This window comes from Methylophaga sp. UBA2689, assembly GCA_002354555.1.
In the GTDB taxonomy this organism is placed as follows: Bacteria; Pseudomonadota; Gammaproteobacteria; order Nitrosococcales; family Methylophagaceae; genus Methylophaga.
In genome coordinates this window covers 48433-71660 of sequence record DELT01000008.1, presented here as the reverse complement: position 1 = coordinate 71660, position 23228 = coordinate 48433, and the positions used below count along the sequence as shown (strand labels likewise).

Annotated in this window: 23 protein-coding genes; 9 read left to right on the top strand and 14 right to left on the bottom strand. The window is 45.8% G+C overall.

Going from position 1 to position 23228, the window contains the following annotated elements; translation table 11 throughout:
- From B3M51_RS00790 to B3M51_RS00755, 8 genes are all read left to right on the top strand, one after another.
- Complete coding sequence (locus tag B3M51_RS00790; protein ID WP_292479851.1) at window positions 1–609, top strand: NADH-quinone oxidoreductase subunit J; 609 nt, start codon at window positions 1–3, stop codon at window positions 607–609.
- Window positions 606–911, top strand: a complete 306-nt coding sequence (gene nuoK / locus B3M51_RS00785; protein WP_292353720.1) for an NADH-quinone oxidoreductase subunit NuoK — start codon at window positions 606–608, stop codon at window positions 909–911. Before B3M51_RS00790 ends, nuoK begins: the two co-directional genes overlap by 4 nt.
- A 4-nt stretch (window positions 912–915) precedes the next feature.
- On the top strand, window positions 916–2853 hold the full coding sequence (gene nuoL, locus B3M51_RS00780; RefSeq protein WP_292756175.1) for an NADH-quinone oxidoreductase subunit L: 1938 nt from the start codon (window positions 916–918) through the stop codon (window positions 2851–2853).
- A gap of 15 nt (window positions 2854–2868) precedes the next feature.
- Window positions 2869–4389 carry an NADH-quinone oxidoreductase subunit M gene (locus B3M51_RS00775; RefSeq protein ID WP_292756173.1) on the top strand — a complete coding sequence of 507 codons (1521 nt, stop codon included), beginning with the start codon at window positions 2869–2871 and terminating at the stop codon, window positions 4387–4389.
- Between the two features lie 12 nt (window positions 4390–4401).
- Entirely contained in the window at window positions 4402–5835 is a 1434-nt protein-coding gene (gene nuoN / locus B3M51_RS00770) for an NADH-quinone oxidoreductase subunit NuoN (protein WP_292756171.1), read from the top strand.
- Window positions 5836–5843: 8 nt separating this feature from the next.
- A complete protein-coding gene (locus tag B3M51_RS00765; protein ID WP_014708009.1) occupies window positions 5844–6149 on the top strand; it encodes a DUF2818 family protein in 306 nt (101 codons plus the stop codon).
- A gap of 189 nt (window positions 6150–6338) precedes the next feature.
- Window positions 6339–8435: an elongation factor G gene (gene fusA, locus B3M51_RS00760; RefSeq protein ID WP_292756169.1), complete on the top strand. Its 2097-nt coding sequence runs from the start codon at window positions 6339–6341 to the stop codon at window positions 8433–8435.
- Between the two features lie 142 nt (window positions 8436–8577).
- Window positions 8578–9804 (top strand): NAD(P)/FAD-dependent oxidoreductase, encoded by a 1227-nt coding sequence (locus B3M51_RS00755; protein WP_292756168.1) that lies wholly within the window; start codon window positions 8578–8580, stop codon window positions 9802–9804.
- On the opposite strand, the gene chrA is transcribed toward B3M51_RS00755, so the two are convergent.
- Together chrA and rluD are read right to left on the bottom strand one after the other, a co-directional pair.
- Window positions 9781–10974 carry a chromate efflux transporter gene (gene chrA, locus B3M51_RS00750; RefSeq protein ID WP_292756166.1) on the bottom strand — a complete coding sequence of 398 codons (1194 nt, stop codon included), beginning with the start codon at window positions 10972–10974 and terminating at the stop codon, window positions 9781–9783. The two genes, B3M51_RS00755 and chrA, sit on opposite strands and share 24 nt — an antisense overlap.
- 15 nt (window positions 10975–10989) lie before the next feature.
- Window positions 10990–11955, bottom strand: a complete 966-nt coding sequence (gene rluD, locus B3M51_RS00745; RefSeq protein ID WP_292479835.1) for a 23S rRNA pseudouridine(1911/1915/1917) synthase RluD — start codon at window positions 11953–11955, stop codon at window positions 10990–10992.
- 77 nt (window positions 11956–12032) lie between these two features.
- Between rluD and B3M51_RS00740 the strand changes: the two genes are divergently transcribed.
- Window positions 12033–12317 (top strand): c-type cytochrome, encoded by a 285-nt coding sequence (locus B3M51_RS00740; protein WP_292756164.1) that lies wholly within the window; start codon window positions 12033–12035, stop codon window positions 12315–12317.
- Between the two features lie 6 nt (window positions 12318–12323).
- Here B3M51_RS00740 and mutM read toward each other — a convergent pair whose 3' ends face one another.
- The 12 genes from mutM to gatC form a co-directional block, all read right to left on the bottom strand.
- Window positions 12324–13142, bottom strand: a complete 819-nt coding sequence (mutM, locus tag B3M51_RS00735) for a bifunctional DNA-formamidopyrimidine glycosylase/DNA-(apurinic or apyrimidinic site) lyase (RefSeq protein WP_292756162.1) — start codon at window positions 13140–13142, stop codon at window positions 12324–12326.
- Between the two features lies 1 nt (window position 13143).
- Window positions 13144–14016 (bottom strand): DUF4340 domain-containing protein, encoded by an 873-nt coding sequence (locus B3M51_RS00730; protein WP_292756160.1) that lies wholly within the window; start codon window positions 14014–14016, stop codon window positions 13144–13146.
- Window positions 14013–15374, bottom strand: coding sequence for a GldG family protein (locus tag B3M51_RS00725; RefSeq protein ID WP_292756158.1), 1362 nt, complete (start codon window positions 15372–15374; stop codon window positions 14013–14015). Before B3M51_RS00725 ends, B3M51_RS00730 begins: the two co-directional genes overlap by 4 nt.
- A gap of 2 nt (window positions 15375–15376) precedes the next feature.
- Window positions 15377–16129 carry an ABC transporter permease gene (locus B3M51_RS00720; protein ID WP_014707988.1) on the bottom strand — a complete coding sequence of 251 codons (753 nt, stop codon included), beginning with the start codon at window positions 16127–16129 and terminating at the stop codon, window positions 15377–15379.
- Window positions 16129–17073, bottom strand: a complete 945-nt coding sequence (locus B3M51_RS00715) for an ABC transporter ATP-binding protein (RefSeq protein ID WP_292756155.1) — start codon at window positions 17071–17073, stop codon at window positions 16129–16131. Before B3M51_RS00715 ends, B3M51_RS00720 begins: the two co-directional genes overlap by 1 nt.
- Window positions 17074–17079: 6 nt before the next feature.
- Window positions 17080–18294, bottom strand: a complete 1215-nt coding sequence (locus tag B3M51_RS00710; RefSeq protein WP_292756153.1) for an EAL and HDOD domain-containing protein — start codon at window positions 18292–18294, stop codon at window positions 17080–17082.
- 105 nt (window positions 18295–18399) lie between these two features.
- On the bottom strand, window positions 18400–18555 hold the full coding sequence (gene rpmG / locus B3M51_RS00705; protein ID WP_014707985.1) for a 50S ribosomal protein L33: 156 nt from the start codon (window positions 18553–18555) through the stop codon (window positions 18400–18402).
- Between the two features lie 11 nt (window positions 18556–18566).
- On the bottom strand, window positions 18567–18803 hold the full coding sequence (rpmB, locus tag B3M51_RS00700) for a 50S ribosomal protein L28 (protein WP_014707984.1): 237 nt from the start codon (window positions 18801–18803) through the stop codon (window positions 18567–18569).
- A gap of 124 nt (window positions 18804–18927) precedes the next feature.
- On the bottom strand, window positions 18928–19431 hold the full coding sequence (locus tag B3M51_RS00695) for a peroxiredoxin family protein (RefSeq protein ID WP_014707983.1): 504 nt from the start codon (window positions 19429–19431) through the stop codon (window positions 18928–18930).
- A gap of 1 nt (window position 19432) precedes the next feature.
- Entirely contained in the window at window positions 19433–21070 is a 1638-nt protein-coding gene (locus B3M51_RS00690; RefSeq protein ID WP_292756150.1) for an acetolactate synthase large subunit, read from the bottom strand.
- Window positions 21071–21286: 216 nt separating this feature from the next.
- Window positions 21287–22741 carry an Asp-tRNA(Asn)/Glu-tRNA(Gln) amidotransferase subunit GatA gene (gene gatA / locus B3M51_RS00685; RefSeq protein WP_292756148.1) on the bottom strand — a complete coding sequence of 485 codons (1455 nt, stop codon included), beginning with the start codon at window positions 22739–22741 and terminating at the stop codon, window positions 21287–21289.
- A gap of 20 nt (window positions 22742–22761) precedes the next feature.
- Window positions 22762–23049: an Asp-tRNA(Asn)/Glu-tRNA(Gln) amidotransferase subunit GatC gene (gatC, locus tag B3M51_RS00680; protein ID WP_292479812.1), complete on the bottom strand. Its 288-nt coding sequence runs from the start codon at window positions 23047–23049 to the stop codon at window positions 22762–22764.
- Window positions 23050–23228: the final 179 nt, after the last annotated feature.

The window sequence follows — 23228 nt, the reverse complement described above, 5'->3', positions numbered from 1 at the left end:
ATGGAAAAACTACTGTTTTATTTTTTTGCTGGCATATTACTGTTTGCGGCCACCATGGTGATTACCGTGAGAAATCCGGTGCGTGCAGCATTATTTCTGGTGCTGGCCTTTTTTACCAGTGCAGCCATCTGGTTGATGCTGGAAGCCGAGTTTCTGGCGATCAGTCTGGTATTGGTATATGTCGGTGCGGTGCTGGTGCTGTTCCTGTTTGTGGTAATGATGCTGGATATAGATACCAGCGCACTTAAGGAAGGCTTTACCCGTTATCTGCCGTTGGGCTTGTTAGTTGCCGTGTTGATCGTGCTGGAATTAATTGCAGTCTTGGGGGCAGCGAATTTTGGTTTGGATCAGGTGCCAGTTCCTGAAGGTTCTGATGAAAGTAATACCAAAACACTGGGTCGACTGTTGTATACGGTTTATGTTTATCCGTTCGAAATCGCTTCGGTGATTCTAACAGTGGCTATCGTGGCAGCCATTACGCTGACCTTAAGACCCAATAAACGTAAAACTCAGGATCCAGCTGAGCAGGTTAAAGTTCGTAGTAAAGACCGCGTACGCCTGGTCAAAATGGCCTCGGAAAAACGCCAGGATGGGAAAGGAAAACCATGATTGCTTTATCTGACTTTCTGATTGTTGCCGCTATTTTATTCAGCCTGTCTGTTGCCGGTATTTTTCTTAATCGTAAAAACATCATTATCCTGCTGATGTGTATTGAATTGATGTTGCTGGCTGTAAATCTCAACTTCATTGCCTTTTCCTATTACGCCGGGGATGCTGCTGGTCAGGTATTTGTATTTTTTATTCTGACCGTCGCCGCGGCTGAAGCAGCGATTGGCTTGGCCATTCTGGTGGTGTTATTCCGTAACCTCAGCACCATCAATGTTGATGATCTCAACCGGTTAAAGGGTTAATGGCATGACCCAAACGCTGTTACTGACCATCGTTTTAGCTCCCTTACTGGGCAGTATCATTGCTGGCTTTTTTGGTCGTAGGATTGGCCGTAACTGGTCACATCGAGCGGCAATTGCCGGTGTCAGTATTGCGTTCTTTTTATCGCTTTGGGTGTTGAAGCTGGTGGTTATGGATGGCGCGACCTATAACCAGGAGGTATATCAATGGTTGCAGGTTGGCAGCCTGAGTATTGAAGTTGGCTTTATGGTGGATTCATTAACCGCCGTGATGATGGCGGTTGTGACCTTTGTATCGCTGATGGTGCATATTTATACCATTGGTTATATGCATGACGATGACGGCTACAGCCGCTTTTTCAGTTACATATCGCTGTTTACCTTCTCGATGCTGATGCTGGTTATGGCCAATAACTTTATGCAGTTGTTTTTTGGCTGGGAAGCGGTTGGCGTGGTGTCTTATCTGTTGATTGGCTTCTGGTACAAAAAGCCCACGGCTATTTATGCCAATCTCAAGGCATTCCTGGTCAATCGTGTAGGGGACTTTGGCTTTCTGCTGGGCATTGCTGCCGTATTAATGTATTCCGGCAGTCTGGATTATCTGGAAGTATTTAATCAGGCACCGGTTATGGCCAGTCAGACGATTACCTTGTTTGGCAATCATGTCTGGTCGTTAATGACGGTGATTGGCATTCTGTTATTTATCGGTGCAATGGGTAAATCCGCGCAGGTGCCACTGCATGTCTGGTTACCGGATTCAATGGAGGGCCCAACGCCGATATCCGCGTTGATTCATGCGGCCACAATGGTCACCGCAGGTATCTTTATGGTGGCAAGAATGTCACCTTTATATGAATATTCTGAAACCGCATTGTCATTTATCTTGGTGATTGGTGCGATTACCGCTTTATTTATGGGCTTTTTAGGCTTAATTCAGAACGATATTAAACGGGTAATTGCCTATTCGACCTTGTCACAGCTTGGCTATATGACTGTAGCTCTGGGTGTGTCGGCTTATTCTGCCGCGATTTTCCATTTATTCACCCATGCTTTCTTTAAGGCTTTGCTATTTCTGGCTGCGGGTTCAGTGATTTTAGCTCTGCATCATCAGCAGGATATTCGGCAGATGGGCGGCCTGAAAAAATATCTGCCAATCACCTATTGGACCAGTCTGATTGGTACGCTGGCATTAATTGGTTTTCCTGGACTTGCCGGCTTTTTCTCCAAGGATGCCATTATCATGGCGGTGCATGAATCGACTATCCCAGGCAGTAGCTTTGCCTTATGGGCAGTGATGATAGGGGTATTTGTCACCAGTCTGTACAGCTTTCGGCTTTTGTTTCTGGTGTTCCATGGCAAGGAACGTTTTGATGCACATGGTCACCCGCCGCATGAATCCCCTGGTGTGGTTACCTGGCCGTTAATTCTGTTAGCGATTCCATCGGTCTTGGCAGGCTATTTGATCGGTAGTCTGGTGTATGACAATTTTTTCAGTGATGCGATAACTGTCATGCCTCAGCATGATGTGCTGGCGGCTGCCCACTATCATGGGTTAATCGGATTTATCAGCCATGGATTGATGACTGCACCGTTCTGGCTGGCAATGGCTGGTTTGGTAACCGCCTGGTATCTCTATCTCAAACGTCCGGATCTGCCGGCCAAAATTCAGCATCGACTGATGTGGCTATGGCAAATTCTTGATAACAAATACGGTTTTGATGCATTTAACGACAGAGTTTTTGCCGGTGGTTCACGAGGTCTGGGTTGGCTGTTCTCTCGCGTTGGTGACCGAATGTTAATTGATGGTTTAGTGGTTAACGGTACAGCACGAACAGTAGGCTTAATCTCGAGAGTAGGGCGCAAAATGCAGAGCGGTTATTTGTACCATTACGCCTTTGTAATGATTATTGGGGTGTGGCTGTTGCTCACCTGGTTTGTGGTTTAGGAGCAAGCTGATTAGATGATGGACTTCCCGCTCCTCAGTGTATTGATTTTGCTGCCGATTATCGGCGGCGGTTTACTGTTGCTCTGTAAACAGAATCATGTTTTGGCCCGCCAACTGGCTTTAGTTCTCAGTGTAACGACCATGCTGCTGTCGGTTTTGCTGTATATCGGCTTTGATGTCACCAGTCATCAAATGCAGTTTGTTGAACGTCTGTCATGGATTGCCACATTTAATATCGAGTATTACCTGGGCATTGACGGTTTTTCGATGCCGTTGATGATCCTGACCACAATTTCCACGGTGTTGGTAGTAATTGCCGGCTGGCAGGTGATTCAGGATCGAGCAGCTCAATATATGGCTGCTTTTTTGATTATGGAAGGCTTGATGCTGGGCGTGTTCGCAGCACTCGATGCCATTCTGTTCTATCTGTTTTTTGAAGCAATGCTGATTCCGCTGTTTCTAGTGATCGGCATCTGGGGTGGACCGAATCGGGTTTATGCCACCATTAAGTTTTTCCTTTATACCTTTTTCGGGTCAGTGTTTTTGCTGATTGCACTGTTATATCTACAATTTCAGGCGGGCAGTTTCTCCATTCTGGACTTTCATGATGTCAGCTTGACCCTGACCCAACAGATATGGATTTTCCTGGCATTTTTAATTGCCTTTGCAGTAAAAATTCCAATGTGGCCGGTACATACCTGGTTACCCGATGCTCACGTTGAAGCGCCTACCGGTGGCTCGGTAATTCTTGCGGCGATCACGCTGAAAATCGGTGGTTATGGTCTACTACGTTTTGCTCTGCCAATTACCCCGGATGCCAGTATGACGCTGGACTGGCTGGTGATTGGCTTATCATTGATCGCCATTGTTTACATTGGCTTTGTTGCGTTGGCGCAATCCGATTTAAAAAAACTGATTGCTTATTCAAGTATTGCCCATATGGGCTTTGTGACCCTGGGACTGTTTATTGTGTTTCGCATCGTCGCCAATGATGCGATTACACTTGGTGTCGGTAATGGCGAAGTGTTAGCTATTGAAGGCGCAATGGTGCAGATGATTTCGCATGGCTTTATTGCCGCAGCGATGTTCCTCAGCGTCGGTGTGTTATACGACCGGATGCATACCCGTGAAATCAGTGCTTATGGCGGTGTTGGCAACAGCATGCCGAAATTTACTGCACTGGCCGTATTCTTTGCGATGGCCAATGCTGGGTTACCCGGCACCTCCGGATTTGTCGGCGAGTTTATGGTGATCCTGGCGGCGTTCCAGGCCAACTTCTGGTATGCCTTTTTAGCGGCTACCACCTTAATTCTTGGCGCGGCTTATACCTTGTGGATGGTCAAACGGGTGTTTTTTGGAGAGATTGCCAATGATGAAGTTGCCAAATTACAGGATATTAATTCACGGGAAATGCTGCTGTTGGCAAGTCTGGCAGTAATAGTATTAGTGATTGGTATTTGGCCCGATCCGTTACTTAATGTGATGCATGCTTCGGTAGATAATCTGCTGCTGCAAATCACTCAGTCAAAGCTTTAAAGGACACACCAGATGGCGTTTGAGGTTCCAAATATGCTGTTTGCTTTGCCAGAGATGCTGATGCTGGCTATGTGCTGCATCGTGCTATTGGTGGTGGCGTTTACCGGTAATCGTCAAATCAATCTGGTGCATGCATTAAGCCAACTGAGCCTGTTAATAACCTTTTTGACAGTTTTCTGGATGATGGGGGAGGGTGGACTGACCTTTTCTGAAACTTATATCAAAGACCCGCTCAGCGATATCCTTAAACTGGCGATCTGTCTGGTAAATATGCTGGTGTTGAGTTATTCCTACAGTTATTTGCAGGCCCGAAAACTGTTGCAAGGTGAGTTTTATGTACTGGCTTTGTTTGCCACCCTGGGCATGCTGGTAATGGTCTCGGCTCATCACTTTTTGACGCTGTATTTAGGGTTGGAGCTGATGTCGCTTTGTCTGTACGCCATGGTAGCAATGCAACGTGATTCTTTTGCCGCTACCGAAGCCGGGATGAAGTATTTTATTCTGGGCGCCTTGGCTTCAGGCATGTTGTTATACGGCATGTCGATTATCTACGGGGTCACTGGTGAATTAGGTATACAGGCCATTGCTGTCGCATTAGACACCGAAGAATTGAATCAAACGGTGCTGAGTCTGGGCATTGTGTTTCTGGTGATTGGTATCGGGTTTAAATTTGGTGCTGTACCGTTTCATATGTGGTTACCGGATGTCTATCAGGGGGCGCCCACAGCCATTACTTTATTTGTGGCCAGTGCACCCAAAATAGCGGCCTTTGCGTTGTTGATACGCATATTGACGGAGGGTATGGGCGATATGCTCAGTGTGTGGCGCGATATGCTGATCATGCTGGCGGTATTATCGATCATCCTGGGTAATTTACTGGCAATTGCACAGAGCAACTTAAAGAGGATGCTGGCCTATTCCACCATCTCTCATGTTGGCTTTTTGTTATTGGGTGTTTTAGCCGGAACCCAGGCTGGATATGCTGCAGCATTGTTTTACACCCTGGTCTACGCACTGATGACATTAGGCAGTTTCGGTATGATTCTGCTGTTGAGTCGTGAGGGCTTTGAAGCTGAAGAGATAGAAGACTTTAAAGGTTTGGGTCAACGCCATCCATGGCATGCGTTGATGATGCTGTTACTGATGTTTTCCATGGCGGGTATTCCACCACTGGCCGGTTTCTATGCGAAATTAGGCGTGATTAAATCAGTCGTCGATGTTAATTTACTGGCCGTTGCTATTGTTGCTGTCGTGATGTCGGTTATTGGTGCGTATTATTATTTGCGGGTGGTCAAGGTGATGTTTTTCGACACGGCCACCGACAAGCCCCATATCGCAGCCACAACCTCAATGCAGTACCTGCTGAGTGGCAACGTATTAGCAGTACTGTTACTCGGTTTGTTTCCGGGAAGTTTATTTGCGCTTTGCTCCAGAATATTTAGTTAGGTTTAAAAATGTCGATTTGGTTACTGCTTTTGATTATGTTTGTGCTGGCAAATTTACCTTGGGTAAATTCACGATTATTTCTGTTTATCCCGTTAAAAAATGGTAAAAATGCCTGGTTGAGACTGTTTGAGGTAGTGGTATATTATTTTGTAGCTCTACTGGTCTCCATCGCTTTTGAGCAGCAGTATGCAGGCAATATTTATCCTCAGCAGTGGGAGTTTTTTGTCACTACCCTGAGTTTGTTTCTGGTGTTTGCCACACCGGGCGTGGTGTATCGCCATCAATGGTTGCCATTACAGAAAAAGCTACGTTAAAAATCGCAAAAATGCGCCCCTAATGGGCGTAGCAATTCAATCCGAAATTTCAAAAGACTGCTATCAGGGCACTTACAGGCTTTGATATCAATTCGGGATGCATCCCGAAGCATAGTAGTTTAGAATTTGCGGGTTTAACTCCCTGATGATGTAAACAACATCGGTTTTTCACACAAAAGAGACAGGATTATGGCTTCTTCCGATTTATCCAAGTACAGAAATATTGGTATTTTCGCCCACGTTGATGCGGGCAAAACCACCTCCACCGAACGTATTCTTAAACTGACCGGTAAAATTCATAAATCCGGTGAGGTTCATGATGGTGAATCCACCATGGACTTTATGGATCAGGAAGCCGAACGCGGTATTACTATCCAGTCAGCAGCCACAACCTGTGAATGGAAAGGCCATCGTCTGAACGTTATCGATACCCCGGGTCACGTTGACTTCACGATTGAAGTATATCGTTCACTGAAAGTATTGGACGGCGGTATTGGTGTTTTCTGTGGTAGTGGTGGTGTTGAGCCACAATCAGAAACCAACTGGCGTTATGCGAATGACTCAGAAGTTTCCCGTCTTATCTTTGTTAATAAGCTGGATCGTATCGGTGCTGATTTCTACCGTGTTGTAAAACAGGTAGAAGATGTACTGGCAGCAACTCCATTGGTAATGGTTCTGCCAATCGGTATTGAAGATGAATTTACCGGTGTTGTCGATTTGCTGACCCGTAAAGCATGGATCTGGAAAGATGAGAAAAATGCTGAAGATTACAGCATCGAAGAGCCACCAGCTGATATGGCTGACCAAATTGAAGAATGGCGTGAAAAACTGATCGAAACTGCTGTAGAGCAGGATGATGATCTGATGGAAAAATATCTGGAAGGTGAAGAGCCTTCCATCGAAGATCTGAAAAGATGTATCCGTAAAGGTACATTGCAATTGGATTTCTTCCCTACATACTGTGGTTCTGCATTCAAAAACAAAGGTATGCAGTTAATCCTGGATGCCGTTGTTGATTACCTGCCTGATCCAACTGAAGTTGATCCACAACCAGAAGTTGATTTGGAAGGTAACGAAACCGGTAAACACGCTATCGTTGATATCAAAGGCCCACTGCGCGCATTGGCATTCAAAATCATGGATGACCGTTTTGGCGCATTGACCTTCGTTCGTGTCTACTCAGGCGAATTGAAAAAAGGCGATACCATCCTAAATACCTTCACCGGCAAAACAGAGCGTGTTGGCCGTATGGTGGAAATGCATGCCAATGATCGTAACGAACTGGATTACGCACATGCTGGTGATATCATCGCCATCGTCGGTATGAAAGATGTTCAGACCGGCCACACCTTATGTGACCCGAAAAACCCAGCGACATTGGAACCAATGGTATTCCCAGATCCTGTTATCTCAATCGCGATTGCGCCAAAAGATAAAGCTGCCGCTGAAAAACTCGGTGTTGCACTGGGTAAAATGATTAAAGAAGATCCTTCTTTCCGTGTTGAAACCGATGACGATAGCGGTGAAACGATCATGAAAGGTATGGGCGAACTGCATTTGGATATCAAAGTCGATATCCTGAAGCGTACTCATAACGTTGATGTAATAGTTGGTGAGCCGCAGGTTGCTTATCGTGAAACAATCACACAAAAAATCGAAGACAGTTACACCCATAAGAAACAATCGGGTGGTTCTGGTCAATTCGGTCGTATCGACTACATCATTGAACCAGGTGAACCAGGCAGCGGTTTCAACTTTGAATCTACCGTAACCGGTGGTAGCGTTCCGCGTGAATACTGGCCAGCCGTAGAAGCAGGCTTCAAGAAAATGATGGACCGTGGTGTTTTAGCCGGCTTCCCATTACTTGATGTGAAAATAAACCTGTTTGATGGTGCATTCCATGCCGTGGATTCATCAGCAATGGCCTTTGAAATTGCTGCAATGGGTGCTTTCCGTCAAACCATTCCAAAAGCGGGACCACAATTGTTGGAACCGATCATGAAAGTAGATGTGTTCTGCCCAGATGATAACGTCGGTGATGTTATCGGTGACTTGAACCGTCGTCGTGGCATGATTAAATCACAGGATGCGGGTGCAACTGGCGTACGTATCAAAGCTGAAGTACCACTGAGCGAAATGTTCGGTTACATCGGCACTCTGCGTACTATGACTTCTGGTCGTGGTCAGTTCTCTATGGAGTTCCTGCACTACCTGCCATGCCCACGAAATGTGGCAGAAGAAGTTATTAAAGAAGTTAAAGAGCGTGAAGCTGCTGCGAAAAAATAAGCAGTTTGCTAAAAGTTCGATTGAGAAAGGGGCGTTTATCGCCCCTTTTTTTTGGCCAAATTTTGACCTTAACTCAGGTTAGCCCTGTGTTGAAATAAGTAGGATATGCTGAGATTTACTTACAATGGTCAAGGCTGAAAAAATGGATCTGAAAAGCGGTTATCCCTACTGGGCGGTTAGAAATGGATTGATGCGAACCTTTCCGGCGCTGGATCAGGATATTGTCTGTGATGTGGCCATTATTGGCGGTGGAATAACCGGAGCATTGGTTGCTGATGAGCTAAGCTCAAATGGTTATGCAGTGGCGGTTATAGAACAGCGGGATATTGGCTGGGGTAGTACTGCTGCCAGTACGGCATTATTGCAATATGAAATAGATACTCATCTGACCGAGCTTGCCGCTTTATATGGCGAGGTTGATGCATTAAAAGCCTATCGGGCTTGTGCAGAAGCCATCACCGATCTTCAAAAAATTGCTGAAACAGTAAGTGATGTCGATTTTGAAATGCAGGAAAGTCTGTATTACGCCAGTCGCAATAGTGATAAAAAATCGCTTAAAGACGAATTTTTGCTACGACAAAAACATGGATTTGATGTTGAATGGTTGGAATCGGATGCAATAAAAAAACGTTATGGGTTTAAATCACCTGGGGCTATTCTTAGCAAACTGGCTGCTCGAATTGACCCTTATCGGCTGGCGCATAAACTTCTGGATAGACTGCAGAATAGTGGGCATCACGTCTATGACCGAACCGAAATAAAAGATTTGATGCCTTCCGATAAACAGGTTGATTTAACAACGACATCTGGATTTAAGATTAGCTGTCAACATGTGGTTATAGCCACGGGGTATGCCAGTCAGAAATTACTGAAACAAAATGTAGCTTCAAATCGCAGTAGTTATGCCTTTATCACTGATCCGATAGCCCCTGAGTTACTGGCCGAATTAAATAGAACCATGATGTGGGAATCCGCCAGGCCTTATCTGTATATGCGAACTACCGGTGATGGACGTTTACTGGTCGGTGGCGAAGATGATGCTATTGATATCCCGGCAAAACGGGATAAACGGGTAGATAAAAAAGCCCATACTCTGTCCAAGAAAGTCGAAAAGTTGTTTCCCAAACTACCAATGAACCCGACATTTTCCTGGGCGGGTACCTTTGCTGAAACAGAAGATGGATTACCATTTTTTGGTGCACATCCCCAATATGGTGAACGTGTGCAGTTTGCCATGGCCTATGGCGGAAACGGTATTACCTACAGCATGATTGGTGCTGGATTGTTAAGAGCAAATATAGAACAACGCGAGCATCCGCTAGCTGAGCTGTTTTCTTTCTCCAGATTAGACCAAAGCAACAACGATTGATGCACTGACACAGAACAATACAGTCCATAATGCCGAACGATTCAGCACGTAAATAATTAAAAAACCGCCGAGCGCAATCAGTAAATCCAGCCAGTGATTTACGCCTTCAGTGAAAATCGGATCGTATAAAGCAGCGGCTAATAAACCGACGACAGCTGCGTTAATGCCGGCAACAACGGCACCTGCATTGGGCAGATGAGCAAGTTGTTGCCACAGCGGTAATATCGCCAGCAATAATAAAAAACCCGGAACAAAGATGGCAAGGGTAGCCAGCAAGGCATTCCAGCCAGCGGGTAACTGGGTGGGGATTTCGGCACCAAGGTAGGTTGCCAGTGTAAACATCGGGCCTGGAACGGCCTGAGCGGCACCATAACCGGTTAAAAACTGATCGGTGGTGAGCCAACCTGTAGCAACCGTCTGCTGTTCGAGTAGCGGCAACACAACATGGCCACCACCAAATACCAATGCACCGGCCTGATAAAAGCCGGCCAGCATATTAGTGGTATTAAGCTGACTACCTGCAAACAGGCTGAGAATAAGCAGCAACATAAACAAACTGAACAATATCCATGCGGTTTGTTTGCCGTAATTGACCGGGAATCTGAAATCCGCTGAAAGTTGTTGCTGGCGACATAAAAACCAGCCTGCCAGACCACCCAGGATAATCACGGCAATTTGCATAATGGCGAGATTGAAAATCAACAGTAAGGCAAAACTGAACAGTGCTATCAAGATACGTTGCCAGTCCGGCGTCAGTTTCTGAGTCATACTGATAACAGCATGAGCTACCACTGCAACCGCCACCAGTTTTAGACCATCAATAATGGCCATACCGATAGCATTGTCCAGCTGATGAGCAATGGCGGCAAAAGCAAACAGCAGTAATGCAGAAGGCAGGGTGAAGGCAATAAAAGCAGCAATGGCGCCAAGCCAGCCGCCGCGAAACAAGCCAATTGAAAATCCCATCTGGCTGCTGGCCGGGCCAGGCAAGAACTGGGTTACAGCAAGTAACTGAGAAAACTGCTGTTCAGAAAGCCATTGGCGTTTACTGATAAATTCAGTGCGGAAATAACCAATGTGAGCAATCGGTCCGCCAAACGCCGTTAGACCCAGTTTGAGAAAGGCTAAAAAAACGTCAACGATGTTATGCAGATTGTTTGGTGCTTTCACAGTTATTTCCTCTGGTTAATCAGTATGGCTGGCTGCATCCATCCTTAACAGTTCCAATAATCGTTGCATATCATCCGGTAAGGGAATCTGCCAGCTCACCGCTTCCCCGGTAGTCGGATGATCAAACCCCAATAAACCGGCATGCAAAGCCTGACGACGCGTATTCTGCAAGGCAGCCAGACAGCTATCCGTCATCCCTTTTGGTGTTTTAAACCGGCCGCCATATAAAGGATCACCCAATAAAGGATGGCGAATATGCGCCATATGCACGCGGATCTGGTGAGTGCGCCCGGTTTCCAGTTTGCAACGCAAATGGGTATGCGCTCGAAAGCGCTCTTCAATCCGATAGTGTGTCACGGCAGGTTTACCGTTTTGTGTCACTGCCATGCGTTTGCGATCAATATGATGCCGACCAACTGGCGCATCAACCGTGCCCCCGGCGGTAAACACCCCGCAGGCAATAGCCTGATATTCACGAATTACGGTGCGCTGCTGCAGTTGGCTGATCAATGAATGATGTGCCTGCAGGCTTTTGGCGACCATTAATAGTCCGGTAGTGTCTTTATCAATGCGATGCACAATCCCGGCGCGTGGAATATGGGTAAGTTGTGGCGCATGTGCCAATAGCGCATTGACCATTGTGCCATTCTGGTTGCCAGCACCGGGATGCACCACCATGCCTGCCGCTTTATTGATGATTAATACATCGTCATCTTCATAAATGATATCCAGAGCGATAGATTCTGCCTGCCAGTTATCATCATGAATAATTTGTTGTGCGGCAATTTCAATCTGGTCACCGGTGCGTACCGCATCTTTAGGACGACAGACTTTCTGATTGACCAATACATCGCCGGCTTTAATCCATTTTGTGAGCTGGCCGCGGGAGTATTCTGAGAACAGCTGGGCCAAGGCCTGATCTACACGCAAGCCACTTAATGACTCGGGGATGGTGGCATCTAGTTTAATAATCTCGGTCATGAATGGCTTTGCATAAAATGGGTTGCGTATTATAACGTAGCTTGATACATCGCCGTTAAACGGGCGAAAGGGGAATTATGAAACGACTGCTGATATGTCTTGCATTACTACTGACTTCGACCTGGATTCAGGCTGAGCCAAATATGGCTTTACTGGCTTCATCCTGCGCGGCTTGTCATGGTACCAATGGCCACAGCAAAGGCGAAATGCCCAAACTTGCAGGTTTGCAGCAAGATTATTTTATTCAGCAGATGCAGGATTTTGCCAGTGGGGCAAGAGAGTCTACAGTCATGCGACATCATGCTGCGGCCTATAGCGAAGCCGAAATTCGCCTACTGGCAGAGTATTTCTCTAAACAATAATTGTCTTCAAATCTTTTGGCAATAGGGGCAGAAATAGGTCGCCCGCTGTGATTGGCGAATCAACTCTATCGGATGACCACATTGTTTACAGTCTTGATTCTGCCGTGCATAAACCCATAATTCCTGAGCAAAATATCCGGGTTTGCCTTCGCTATCCCGAAAGTCCCGCAAAGTTGTTCCGCCCGCTGCAATAGCTTTTTCCAATGTCAGTTTGATCGCGGCGACCAGTTTTTCTGCCTGTTTTTTTGTTAGTTTTGCTGCTATCAGCTGAGGGTGAATGGCGGAGAGAAACAGTGATTCACTGGCATAGATATTCCCTACACCGACAACGATTTCCGCATTCATAATAAATGTTTTAATACTCACCTGACGTTTACGGCTACGCTGGAACAGGTATTCGGCGTCAAAATCCGCCTCCAGTGGCTCAGGCCCCAGATGGTGTAATAATGGATGTTGCAGTGGCGGTTCAGTGGTCCACAATACAGCCCCAAAGCGACGAGGATCGGTAAAGCGCAGAATAATATTATTGGCAAACACAATATCTACATGGTCGTGTTTTTCAGCTGGCTGAAACGTGGTCAGAATACGTAACCGTCCGGACATACCCAGATGGATAAACAGGGTGCCTTCATCGGTATGGAGCAGTAAATATTTGGCGCGGCGGCTGACCGACTGAATGATTTTCCCACAGAGTTTTTCTTCCAAGTTGTCAGTGATGGGCCAGCGCAGTCGCGAGTCACGAATGACAACCTGCTTAACCTGCTGATTTTCTATATATGGCGCAATGCCACTGCGGGTGGTTTCGACTTCAGGTAATTCAGGCATATCACTCGTTTATTGAAAAGAGGGCAGGAATAATGGTGGCTGGAAACAGATATTGTAATTGTTGTTGATGATCAGTCAGCGTAAGACCTTCCTCGCTATATGACACGACAAAGTTACGCTGTGTATTGTCGGTTAATTCAATTGTTACTGCTGGCTGTGCATCCGGTGTAATCGTTGCAGCATCAGACAGGATAACTACCTGCATGGCATAGGCCTGTTGCCAGTTTTGCAGAAGTGCCAGGAGTTTATCCTGAGGATAATTTTGCGGTTTGGAGTGCCAACTGTCATTTTGCTGAACGATGGAGAGTGCCGCGTATTGTTGCTGAACCTTTTGGTTTTGCAGCTCAGGCAAATGCAGTGCCGCAATATTGCTGGCCGGATCCAATAAACGGTTATCGACAAAGCTGCTGGCACTGGCACCGAGTAATGGTGAAATATCATCGTTAACTAAATAAATCTGCTCATTGTGCAAAATATAACGATACCCGCTGAGCGGTTCAGTATCACCAAAAGCAAAATGGTATTCATTGAAAACTAATGATAACTCAGGCTCCTGCAGTCCAAATTCTGCCAGGTCAGTTGTTTGTGTCACCGGGATCTGTTGATGAACAGGTTGTTGTAACAGACTTAGTAACAGATTGATTCGGATTTGATTGGCTCGTACATTTACTGGCTGGCTTAACCGCCATTGCTGATCACGTTGCAAGTGAATGCTTTGCTGTTCAAGACGAACAATTGTAATTTGATTGACCTGCGCCGCCTGAACTTTATCAGTGATATAAGCTGAATCCGCTACTTTCGATTCGGTCATTAGCCAAACTAAAAGAACCGCAACCACCAATAACAACAGATTGGTCAGATATGTACTTTTCATCGGCGTCTTCTAATCCACCAGATACTGATGCCAATCACAAGCAGACTAAGTGGTAATCCTAGTAAAAAACCAATACCAATAAATAATGATTGGTGTTCGGATAATACCAATTGGTTATCTCGGGTTTTTATCACCGGAATATCGATTGAATCATCCTCAGCAACCAGCCAGTTTGCCAGAGCCATCGCCAGTTCAAGATTGGCCGCGGTGCCGAGGTACAGGTCGGAGACAAAATCGCCATCACCAAATATGGCAACACGCTGTTTTTGTGTTGAAGAAACAGGTTTTTCCATTAATACGCTGAGCATTAACGGCCCAGGAATATCTATTTCTGCATCAAAACGTAAATCGTCGAGACTGGTGCTAGTCATATCCCCTAATTCAGACCAGCTATCACTTTGTGATTGCATCAGCTCAGTAACTTGCCAAGTGGATTCAGCCTCAGATAACTGGATAGCATGCGCTTCTGGCATCAAGGTGACGCTGGAAGTGGCTGCCGTAACAGGGTGATTGGCATAATCTGTCACAATCACAAAACGTGGATCTTCCAGACCTAATTTACTGGCATTAGGATCTACCATCGTACCCGGTACAAAGCTCAGATTAAGCTGTTCACTGATGGCCGACAAACCAGTATCTGTGTCAGGTTCGCTGAGCCAGAGCAGATTACCGCCTTGCTGCAACCATGATTGTAACTGAACAATATCGCTTTGCGGCCAGGTTGTTTGTGAACTGGCGATGACCAAAACGATTTTTTTATCCTGACTGTCAAGTTGCATCGCTTCTGCCATCGACAGAGATTTTACTTCAAAGCCGGTGCTTATCAGTTGCTGTCCCCATTGCGACATATCAAATGCACCATCACCAGCAATATCCCGTTCCCCGTGACCGGTAATAAAGATTAATTCAGGCAAGTTACTGCGACTGACTTTTATAATGGCATTGCTTAGCGATTGCTCAGATAAATCATATACATGTTGCTGTCCCTGTTGACCTGAAACTACCATTTCAGCCTGCTGCTGAATGGCAAGTTCACGAACCCGCTGTGGCTGGCTGACTGGATCAATAAACGACACCGTAAGTTGCTGACTATGTTGTTGATAACGCTTTAATAAACTTTCAGCTGCTGATTGATACTGATGTCCAGGACTGATAAATACTTCTATCGTGACCGGAGTTTCAAGCGTCTGTAATAATTCGGTAGTAGCAGAGGAGAGGGTATGTCGCTGGTTAGCTGTCCAGTCTGACTCAAAGCTGTAACGGTGTGAAAGAACAGCTACTGCGATAATCACTACCAGCAATAAAATGTAAAAGATGATCTGTTGCAGGCGATGTTGATATTTAAATTGTTTTGACATCTTCATAAACTCAGCCTCGCTGCATCAAGACGCCGAATAGTCATCAGAATAAATACCATACAGAACAGGGCAAAAAAGCTCAGATCAACGCTATTAATCTGTCCTGAAAGCATAGGTTGAAAATGTCCCAACAGGGATAACCAGGCCAGCCAGTTTATTTGTCCTGAAACAGCACTGGCTGCAGCAAAATCAATTATCCATAATAAAAACAGTAAACAGAATGTCATCACCGCTGCAATAATCGGTTGGGTGGTGAGTGATGATAAAAATATTCCGGCGGCCAAAAAACTGGCTACCAGCAAAAACAGCCCGAACATGCTGACACCAAACTGGTAAAGATCGATTGCCGATCCGGCAAGCAGTGATAACGGCATTAAAGCAATCAATACTAATTGCAGCAGAAAAAAACCGAGATAACCGAGGTATTTACCTAACACAATCTGACTGGCTGAAAGTGGTGCAGAGATCAAAAGAGGCAGACTGTGGTTACGATGTTCATCAGCAAAAGCCCGCATGGTGATAAATGGGGCAATCAGTAACAACACCAGAGCCGCATTACTTAATAATGGCGCAATAATCATTTCAGTTACACCGGGAGCACCAGGAATAGCTGAAATCTGGCCCTGAATCTGGGCAAAATACTCAATATGACTGAGAAACATATACGCCAGTAAAAACTGTACCAATGCCAGCATTATCCAGGCAAAAGGAGACAAAAACAGGCGTGAAATTTCAAGTCTTGCCACACACCACATCAGTTTTTAACCTCAGCTAGCGGTGAGTCATCTTTTATCAGATGCATAAAAATATCTTCCAGCGAGTCCTGTTCACGTACCAGTTCCTGCAGTTGCCAGTGTTTAGAGACGGCACTCGCTATCAGATTTTCTGTAGGATCCTGTTCCGGGTGATAAATTATTCGAAATTGATTTGCTGAAATGGCCTCCACCGTGGATACATTCATTAGCGTCTGTAGCTCGTTAAGCTCTGGTGGGGCAGCTAAAGTGATCTTCAGGCTGCTGTTCAGTCTTTGCTGATGCAACGCTTTCAGGCTATCGGCAAACATCACCTGGCCTTTACTGATGATCTGCACCCGATCGCAGAGCATTTCCACTTCTGGCAGAATATGCGTCGACAGTATCACGCTATGTTCATTGGCAAGTTCTCGGATGAGTTCGCGGATCTGCCGAATTTGCAGCGGATCCAGACCGGAAGTCGGTTCATCAAAAATAACCACCGCCGGATTGTGCACGATCGCCTGGGCGATGCCGGTGCGTTGTTGGTAGCCTTTGGATAATTGACCGATCAAACGCCGCTGAACATCCCCCAGCCCACAACGTTCAATTACCGTCGCAACTGCAGATTTCAGTTGCTTACCTCTGAGTTGGTTGAGTCTGGCGCAATGCTGTAAATATTCGATGACCGTCAGTTCACGATATAACGGTGGGTTTTCCGGCAGATAACCCAGTTGGGCTTTGGCCTGTTTTGGCTGCGACAACAAATCAAAGCCATTGATATGGATCTCGCCTTTATCCGGCGCCAGATTTCCGCTAAGCATTTTCATCGTGGTGCTTTTACCTGCACCATTGGGACCGAGAAAACCCAGTATTTCTCCGCGTTTTACCGTGATATCAATATTCTGAACCGCAACATTGGGGCCAAAATAACGCGACAGATTTTGTGCTTCCAGCAATATAGTCATAGCGCACTATAATACGGTTTTGGTCTGAATCGTCCACTCCGTTGCTTCAACATAAATATCGCTTAACGTTTCTAATGAAATTTCCTGAGTATTGATGTTATCCCACTGACCTTGATCGTAGGCTATAACGATATCCAGCAGCTGGCCTAATGGACCCCCCCGTTGAGTTAATGCCAGTTTTAATTCACCATTTAGCGGCAACGAGTTCATCAGCTTATCCATTGGAATGCCTATCATCACGTCAATATTGGAAAACATGCCCGTCAGAAAGCCCGTCTGTTCTGAAAAGCCATAATTAGGCGCAAGTCTTTCGCACATTTTGGCGCGAATCAATGCATTGGTCATCAGTTCTGGTGGAACTGACTCAATGGCATTCAATGCAATTAATGTAGTCCAGGTTCGGATGGCTTTAAGGCCAAGGATTATCAAGCCTTGCTGAATAGAATCGACTTTTCTGCGTAAGCCCATTGCAGCAGAATTTAACAGGCGCAGCAGTTTATAACTGAGCCCAACCTCCTGCATGATTAACCGTTCTATTTCTGAAAATTCAACATCCGGATCCTGCAGTTTTTCAATGATCTTAAATAATTTAAGATGATTTTCCGGAACTGGTTTATCTCTAATAATAGACGGGCGGCAGAAGTAATATCCCTGGAACAGCTCAAAACCCAGCTGCATGCACAAATTGAATTGTTCACGAGTTTCGATTTTTTCGGCCAGCAGACGAACAGGATATCGTTTCAGCTCATTGACGTGTTTGGTCAATTCCTCTGCATCGACATCCAGGATATCGACTTTAATAATTTTGGCCATCTTGACCAGCGGCGCCAGTTTTTCGTTATAGATAAAATCATCCAACGCCAGTACATAGCCCTGGTAAACCAGTTTTTTTACAGCGTCCAGTAATGGCTGATCGATTTCAATATCCTCAAGGACTTCGAGAACTATTTTTTCCTGAGTAAACGGAATGGGATCGTCACTAAGTAAAAAACTGCGAGTGAGATTGATGAAACCGATATGTTCACCAATAACACGCTCGATACCAAGTTCCATAAAGGCATGATTGATGACTCGACTGGTCGCCATATCGGCATTTTCAGCAGTGACACCTGAAGCGTTTTCGCCACCGGCACGAAATAAAAGTTCATAAGCATAAACATTCATATCGCGATCATAAATTGGTTGGCGGCCAATAATTACGCTCGGCGCGGTAGTGCTCATATCGGTTTCCTGAAGATTGAAGGAATAATTCCTGTCTATTTTACCTGATGCAAAAAAAAACCCGCTTAAGAATGCGGGTTTTTTAGGAAGCAGTTAACAATACGGTTACTTGATTTTTGCTTCTTTGTACATAACGTGTTGACGGATAACAGGATCAAACTTTTTGATTTCCATTTTTTCCGGCATAGTACGTTTGTTTTTATCAGTAGTGTAGTAGTGACCTGTACCTGCTGATGAAACTAATTTGATTTTATCGCGCATGTCCTGACTCCTTAGATTTTTTCGCCGCGGCCACGGAGATCAGATAAAACAGTATCAATACCTCTTTTATCAATGATACGCAGACCATGATTGCTGACACGCAATTTTACCCAACGGTTTTCAGACTCAACCCAAAAACGGTGTGAGTGAAGATTAGGTAGGAAACGGCGTTTTGTTTTGTTGTGAGCGTGTGAAACATTGTTTCCGCTCATAGGGCGTTTGCCCGTTACCTGACATACTCTGGACATGTTAATCCTGCTCCTGATGCATTTTTAGTGACTGACGCGTCCTGCCAACGCATCATTCTGAATAAACTAAGCCGGACTTTATACCATATGTGCTATCTGATGTGTAGCAGTTTTGCGCTATAAATTAGCTGAGGCCCATTTTGTCGAGCTGTGCTGAAACGCTCTTTTTATCGAGTACGCCAATTTTGCGCATCACAATTTTGCCTTCGGGCGAAATCAGATAATGAGTTGGTGTCACCCGAACATTATTAAACGCGGTGGAAATTTCGCCATCACTGTCCCAGATAAGCGTGTAGGGAAGGCCACGGTCTTCACGCATTGCCTTGATATGTGAGGGTGTGTCGTGAGGCAGTGAAACGCCCAGCATGACCAAGCCTTTTTTTGCGTATTCTTCATGCAAAGCAATGAGTTCAGGCAATTCCTGAATGCACGCTGGACAATCAGTCGCCCAGAAAATCATCAATATTGGTTTACCAGCATAGTCGGTGAAATCATGCATCTTCCCATCTACATCCTCAAACGTAAGTTCGGTGTAGGCCGGAGCAGTAGCATTCTTGTACATAAAGACGACAAACAGTAATGCAAACAGGGCGGCTATAAAAAGTGCAAAACGTTTTCCAGACTTCATTTTATCTCTCAGTTTGCTGGGTTAATTGACCCAGAGATTCTGTCAGTTTCAGATTTTCACGATAATCAACCGGGCAATCGATGACCGTAACGGTATTACTATCCAATGCTTCTTTTAAAACGGTTATCAGATCTTCAGTCTTGTTGACTCTGACACCGGTCGCGCCAAATGATTGCGCATATTGTACAAAATCCGGGTTACCGAATTTTACATTACTGGTTCGGCCAAACTGATTTTGCTGTTTCCATTCAATCAGCCCGTAGCTTGCATCGTTCCAAATCAGAATGACAATAGCGATATTCAACCGCATGGCTGTTTCAATTTCCTGAGAATTCATCAGAAAACCAGCGTCACCGGTTACAGCAACGACTTTACGTTCAGGATGCGCCAGTTTGGCTGCAATTGCACCCGGAACCGCTATGCCCATGCTGGCAAAGCCATTGGAAATAATACAGGTGTTCGGGTATTCACAGCGGAACATCCGTGACATCCACATTTTATGAGCACCCACATCACAAATCACAATATCTTCCAGATGCATGGCGGTACGCAGATCCCAGATGATTTTCTGTGGTTTAACCGGGAATTCGGTATCACGACGATGCTGATTCATTTCTGTAATCAGACTGTCGCGTAATGTGCGCATGGCCTTACCTTCATGTGGTGAAGTGAGGGCTGCAATTCGGTTCAGGCTGTGGGTAATATTGCCCACAACTCCCAATACCACACTGTAATATCCATCAACCTCGGCATGAGTGGTATCAATATGAATCAAGGTACGATCGCGTGAGGGATGCCAAAGATAAGGATGGTATTCGACCATGTCGTAACCGATGCAAATAATTACGTCAGCATTGGCAAATCCGGTATTAACGTAATCATTGGATTGTAAACCTACACTGCCCAGTGACATTGGATGACCAAACGGAATAACACCTTTGGCCATAAAGGTGTTGGCTACTGGAATTCCCAGCTTTTCAGCAAATTCAGTCAGCGCTTTAGCGGCATTCGCCCGAATGACACCATTGCCCGCCAGAATAATCGGATTTTCGGCATTGGAAATTAATTCTGCTGCTCGTTCAATATATTCAGCAGCGGGTTCAGGTGGCGTGGCGTGTTTGACCCGTAGTGGAGCATCGTCAATTTCCATCTCGGCAATGTTTTCAGGAAACTCAATAAAACAGGCACCGGTTTTCTCGGTCTGCGCCACTTTAAAGGCTTTGCGAACAATTTCCGGAATCACTTCAGGGCTGACAATACGCGTGGAATATTTGGTGATGGGTAAAAACATTGCTTCCAGATTAAGGACCTGATGCGATTCTTTATGCAAGCGATTGGTCGAAGCCTGACCGGCAATGGCTACCAGGGGCGCATGATCCATATTGGCATCAGCCACACCAGTAATCAGATTGGTCGCACCCGGACCCAGTGTCGCCATACAGACGCCTGCACGACCAGTGAGTCGACCATAGACATCTGCCATAAAGGCCGCGCCTTGTTCATGCCGGGTGGTAATAAACTGAATGGATGAATCGAGCAAGGCGTCCATGACATCCAGATTCTCCTCACCGGGAATACCAAAAACATATTCCACACCTTCATTTTCCAGAGTACGGACAAATAGCTCTGCTGCTTTCATTTTTTTGCTCCGCGATGAATGGCTTTAAAAAAGGGGCTTTCGCCCCTAGGGTCTGTTGATCTTTCAGAGCCACCACTGCTGGAGGCTATTTTTTCGTCCTACAAGGCGGAAATGATGCGATGTAGTTATTCTACATAAGTCATTTTCAACACCGTAGGGCGGAAAAATAGTCCCAGCCCTTCGGGTTGTGACTGAAAGATCAATAGACCCTAGGTTTCACTGAAATGCTGTGGGAATTTGTTTATGCCAATCGGTGACCTGTTGGTACTGATGAGCAACATTAAGTAAACGTGCTTCATCGAAATAATTACCAATGATCTGTAAACCAGCAGGTAAGCCATTGGCAAAACCTGCCGGAATCGACATACCGGGCAAACCAGCAAGATTAGTGTTAATGGTATAGATATCCGCTAAATACATGGCCACTGGATCATCGGTTTTATCACCCAGTTTAAAGGCAGTGGTTGGCGCGGTAGGTCCCATAATCACATCAACTTCTTCAAATGCCTGCTGGAAGTCATCGCTTATCAAACGGCGGCATTTCTGAGCTTTAAGATAGTAGGCATCGTAATAACCGGCAGACAGTGCATAGGTCCCAATCATGATGCGACGTTTAACTTCATCACCGAAGCCTTCACCGCGTGAACGTTGGTAGAGATCCAGTAAATCTTTTGGATCGTCACAGCGATGGCCAAAGCGCACGCCGTCCATACGGGACAGATTGGATGAGCATTCTGCTGGGGCAACAACATAATAAGTTGGTATCGCCAGAGAGGTGTTTGGCAGGCTGATTTCTTTGACGGTTGCCCCGAGCTTTTCGAATTCCTTAATGGCGACATCAATTATTTCTGCCACTTCCGGTGCCAGGCCTTCACCAAAGTATTCTTTTGGCAGACCAATGCGCAGACCTTGCAGAGAATCATTCAGATTTGCGGTGTAATCTGGAACATCACGTTCCACGCTGGTGGAATCGCGTTCATCAAAACCCGACATGACATTTAACAATAATGCCGCATCTTCGGCATTGGCCGCCATCGGGCCCGCCTGATCCAGACTGGAGGCAAAAGCAATCATGCCGTAACGGGAAACACGACCATAAGTTGGTTTCAAACCGGTTAAATTGCATAAAGATGAAGGCTGACGAATTGACCCCCCCGTATCTGTACCAGTTGCCGCCGGTGCCAGTCGAGCAGCGATTGCTGCTGCAGAACCGCCGGAAGAACCACCCGGAACCCGATCAGTATCCCAAGGGTTTTTGACTGGACCATAGAAGCTGGTTTCATTGGATGAACCCATGGCAAATTCGTCCATATTGGTTTTACCCAGCATCACCATGCCACTTGCGGCAATTTTTTCAACGACAGTTGCGTCATAAGGCGCAATAAATTTATCGAGCATTTTCGATGCACAGCTGGTACGAACGCCCTTGGTGCAGAAAATGTCTTTATGTGCCATTGGGATACCGGTCAGTTTACCGGCAGTTTTGTCTGCAAACTGCTTATCAGCAGCCGCAGCCTGCGCCAGCGCGCTTTCTTCAGTCACACTGATAAAAGCATTCAAGTTGCCATTATGCGTTTTGATACGGTTCAGAAAGTGTTGAGTCAGTTCCACACTGGTGATGTCACCGTTGTGCAGCAAAGCCGAAAGTTCAGAAAGAGTTTTGTTATGCATGTACTTGCCTGTATTGGATTTTATTCGATGACCTGTGGAACCAGGTAGACGCCAGCGTCGGTTTTAGGGGCAATAGACTGGAATAATTCACGTTGATCCGTTTCGGATACCACATCCTCACGCAATCTTTGGTGTGCATCCAGAGGGTGCGCCATGGGAGTGACAGCATCGGTATTCACAGCGCTCATCTGTTCGACCAGGGTGAGAATGTTATTCAAATCGCGGGCGTAATCAGGAATGGTGCTTTCATCAATGGCAAGCCGCGCAAGATGCGCGATTTTTTCTACATCGGATTTATCTAAACTCATGAGTCGTCCCGTAAGTTAATTGATTTCACAAAGTTGAAGTTTAAATCATTAGTTGCTTGCCCAACAGACCTGAGCATTGCTAAAGTATCCATTTTACCTCTTCCGGATGTGGTTTCTTCAATGTTTGAACGTTTACGTGGGATCTTCTCTAACGATCTGTCTATCGATCTGGGTACAGC

What these genes read in the sequence shown, in the direction of transcription:
- B3M51_RS00790 (WP_292479851.1), top strand. Translation starts at nt 1, where the DNA reads ATGGAAAAACTACTGTTTTATTTTTTTGCTGGCATATTACTGTTTGCG.
- nuoK (WP_292353720.1), top strand. Translation starts at nt 606, where the DNA reads ATGATTGCTTTATCTGACTTTCTGATTGTTGCCGCTATTTTATTCAGC.
- nuoL (WP_292756175.1), top strand. Translation starts at nt 916, where the DNA reads ATGACCCAAACGCTGTTACTGACCATCGTTTTAGCTCCCTTACTGGGC.
- B3M51_RS00775 (WP_292756173.1), top strand. Translation starts at nt 2,869, where the DNA reads ATGATGGACTTCCCGCTCCTCAGTGTATTGATTTTGCTGCCGATTATC.
- nuoN (WP_292756171.1), top strand. Translation starts at nt 4,402, where the DNA reads ATGGCGTTTGAGGTTCCAAATATGCTGTTTGCTTTGCCAGAGATGCTG.
- B3M51_RS00765 (WP_014708009.1), top strand. Translation starts at nt 5,844, where the DNA reads ATGTCGATTTGGTTACTGCTTTTGATTATGTTTGTGCTGGCAAATTTA.
- fusA (WP_292756169.1), top strand. Translation starts at nt 6,339, where the DNA reads ATGGCTTCTTCCGATTTATCCAAGTACAGAAATATTGGTATTTTCGCC.
- B3M51_RS00755 (WP_292756168.1), top strand. Translation starts at nt 8,578, where the DNA reads ATGGATCTGAAAAGCGGTTATCCCTACTGGGCGGTTAGAAATGGATTG.
- rluD (WP_292479835.1), bottom strand. Translation starts at nt 11,955, where the DNA reads ATGACCGAGATTATTAAACTAGATGCCACCATCCCCGAGTCATTAAGT.
- B3M51_RS00740 (WP_292756164.1), top strand. Translation starts at nt 12,033, where the DNA reads ATGAAACGACTGCTGATATGTCTTGCATTACTACTGACTTCGACCTGG.
- mutM (WP_292756162.1), bottom strand. Translation starts at nt 13,142, where the DNA reads ATGCCTGAATTACCTGAAGTCGAAACCACCCGCAGTGGCATTGCGCCA.
- B3M51_RS00730 (WP_292756160.1), bottom strand. Translation starts at nt 14,016, where the DNA reads ATGAAAAGTACATATCTGACCAATCTGTTGTTATTGGTGGTTGCGGTT.
- B3M51_RS00725 (WP_292756158.1), bottom strand. Translation starts at nt 15,374, where the DNA reads ATGTCAAAACAATTTAAATATCAACATCGCCTGCAACAGATCATCTTT.
- B3M51_RS00720 (WP_014707988.1), bottom strand. Translation starts at nt 16,129, where the DNA reads ATGTGGTGTGTGGCAAGACTTGAAATTTCACGCCTGTTTTTGTCTCCT.
- B3M51_RS00715 (WP_292756155.1), bottom strand. Translation starts at nt 17,073, where the DNA reads ATGACTATATTGCTGGAAGCACAAAATCTGTCGCGTTATTTTGGCCCC.
- B3M51_RS00710 (WP_292756153.1), bottom strand. Translation starts at nt 18,294, where the DNA reads ATGAGCACTACCGCGCCGAGCGTAATTATTGGCCGCCAACCAATTTAT.
- rpmG (WP_014707985.1), bottom strand. Translation starts at nt 18,555, where the DNA reads ATGCGCGATAAAATCAAATTAGTTTCATCAGCAGGTACAGGTCACTAC.
- rpmB (WP_014707984.1), bottom strand. Translation starts at nt 18,803, where the DNA reads ATGTCCAGAGTATGTCAGGTAACGGGCAAACGCCCTATGAGCGGAAAC.
- B3M51_RS00695 (WP_014707983.1), bottom strand. Translation starts at nt 19,431, where the DNA reads ATGAAGTCTGGAAAACGTTTTGCACTTTTTATAGCCGCCCTGTTTGCA.
- B3M51_RS00690 (WP_292756150.1), bottom strand. Translation starts at nt 21,070, where the DNA reads ATGAAAGCAGCAGAGCTATTTGTCCGTACTCTGGAAAATGAAGGTGTG.
- gatA (WP_292756148.1), bottom strand. Translation starts at nt 22,741, where the DNA reads ATGCATAACAAAACTCTTTCTGAACTTTCGGCTTTGCTGCACAACGGT.
- gatC (WP_292479812.1), bottom strand. Translation starts at nt 23,049, where the DNA reads ATGAGTTTAGATAAATCCGATGTAGAAAAAATCGCGCATCTTGCGCGG.